Below are 384 nucleotides of genomic sequence, written 5' to 3'. Positions count from 1 at the left end.
CCCTGCAGCCGGGCCCAAATTCCCGCCCGAAGTGCGGTTCCGCGGCGGTTAGGATCACGACAGGTACCAGCAGTCGGGCCGGTGCAGCGGGGAATGAGCGGGAATGACGAGCGATCCGAACTATCTGTCCATGACGACAGCCGACGTTGTACTGTCGGCCGATTTCCTGGACAACATCGGGTTGCAGGCCGGCTCCGAACGCCGCGCACTGGCCACCGAACTCGCGGGCCACAGCTCTGCCTGGCAGCAGGACGGCAGGCCTGGGTTCGTCCGCTTCCTCGGCGAGGTCAATCGCCAGGCCGACCGCGTGCAGACCGAACTGTGCGGCGTCGCCGAATGGCTGCGACTGGCCGCCCAGGAGTACACCCGCACCGCCCAGGACGG

The 384-nt window shown here is 67.7% G+C and carries 1 protein-coding gene; it reads left to right on the top strand.

The annotated features are described in order from the left end of the window. Positions 1 to 103: 103 nt before the first annotated feature. Positions 104 to 384 (top strand): hypothetical protein (locus JHD64_RS21270; RefSeq protein WP_199055622.1); only part of this gene is annotated, 281 nt, incomplete at its 3' end.

This window comes from Aquitalea sp. ASV15 (assembly GCF_016429115.1).
GTDB lineage: Bacteria > Pseudomonadota > Gammaproteobacteria > Burkholderiales > Chromobacteriaceae > Aquitalea > Aquitalea magnusonii.
Note: the sequence above shows the minus strand (reverse complement) of the source record. Positions and strands in the feature narration are given on the sequence as shown.